Genomic DNA, 1,668 nt, shown 5'->3' on the forward strand with positions numbered 1-1,668 from the left:
TCGCCCAATGGGACATCCACCACCAGCAGGCCGTGTTCGGACCAGACGACAACCAAACCCGCACCCCTTCCGACGGCCACACCCTCGACGCCCTGACCGACCCACCCACACACACCTACCCCACCGGAGGCAGGACCGGCGAAGAATGGGCAGCAGGGTTCCAGAGAGCAATCCTGAAGCGACAAAGCACGAACATCGCCTCTAGTAAAGCAGACGATGATGCGGGCATCGGAGTCCATCAGCGGTGGAAGCGCGCGAAAGGGATGAAAGAATTCAGCAAGGCGGAGTTGGACGTGTTCGCCCTGTTCCGGAAGGAACTACCTGCGGGCCACCCGGACAAAGACACTCTTGACGGTCTCATCGCGACGAACGACGCAGATAACATATACCATCCAGATTTCGACTACACAGGAAGACGGGCACAAGAGCAGAGAAGCCAGACGGCTCGGGAGCGCGACGTAAGGCCCGCCCAGGTGCGTGAGTCCGAGGCTGAACTACTGCAAACCATGGGCGGTGTCCCGGAAAGCGAACCAACCGTTTTCCTTACTAAGCACTACGCCCCTTACTTCCGCAGCGCTTTCACCGCCCTAAAAGGCAGAAGAATGCCGACGGACTATGTGGTAGACGGCGTCAAGGTTGGGCAAAGGTTGAGAAAACTTCGCCAGGGTGAAGCCTCTCCGGAGGAGGTGCACGAGCTGGCCTACTTCGGCGTTTTGCTGTCCGGCCGGAATGCTGACGCGATCAGAGAGCGACATGGCCAGCTCAAGGCGACAGGTGCACTCCATCCCGACCTCCCACGATGGGAAAGAGAGGGGCAGGAGCGGGAGAGGCAGGAGAGGCAGGAGAGGCAGGAGAGGCAGGAGAAGGAAAGGAGAAGGAAACGAGAGTACCCTACGCAAGAGGAGTTAGAGAAAAAGCGAGCCTCTAGTAGGGCATACGCCCTGAGGAGGCGGGAGCGGGAGTCAGCGGACGAGCGGAGATCACGGCGCCAAAAGGAGGACTATTCGAGAAGGCAGAGGTATTTGGTTGCCCCCGGGACGGGTGGGCCGGGCGGTGACGTGACGACCTACAATATTAAAAATAGGCCTCAGACGTGGAGTTGGGACGAAGTCAAGCAGTTGCACTCGCGTTATAGCCGTTCTAATGTTGTGTGGTATATCGACTATCAGACATGGGAACGGTGGCCGGCCAGCGAGGGCGAGGTAGCGCCGTCAAAGCGGCCGTATTCGCAGGAGGACTCACAGCGGATAGCGTTGGAAAACGAGGATTACGAGGATTACGAGCCCGATTACTCGACTCCTGCGCCGTTGCCTGACTGGCCGGGTGTCTCCGGTGGTCCGTACCCCTCGTCTTCGGTGTCTGCCGATCCTCAGCCGCTGACCGGTACCGGCTTCGACTACACCGGTTTCAACCCGTACCCCCCGTCCTCGGCGCCTGCTGCTCCTAACCCCACCGGTGGCGACCACGACTACCCCCACTTCGATGACGGCGGCCCGGACGTGGCTAACTGGCCCGGCATGTCCGGTTCGGGTGGTCGTGGCGGTGGCGGGGGTGGCTTCTACCAGCAGCAGCGGTTCTTCCCGGCGGCGGTCGAGATCACCGGTGGTGGTCGGGATGGTTCGGGCGTGCGGCAGCCGGGTGTTGATGGTGCCGTTGCGGGTGTGGGTT

The 1,668-nt window shown here is 61.0% G+C and carries 1 pseudogene; it reads left to right on the plus strand.

From position 1 onward, the window contains the following. Positions 1-1,668 (plus strand): annotated as a pseudogene (locus QSK31_RS48410) (hypothetical protein); the annotation flags it as partial.

The organism is Actinoplanes sp. NBRC 103695 (genome assembly GCF_030269485.1).
Taxonomy (GTDB): domain Bacteria; phylum Actinomycetota; class Actinomycetes; order Mycobacteriales; family Micromonosporaceae; genus Actinoplanes.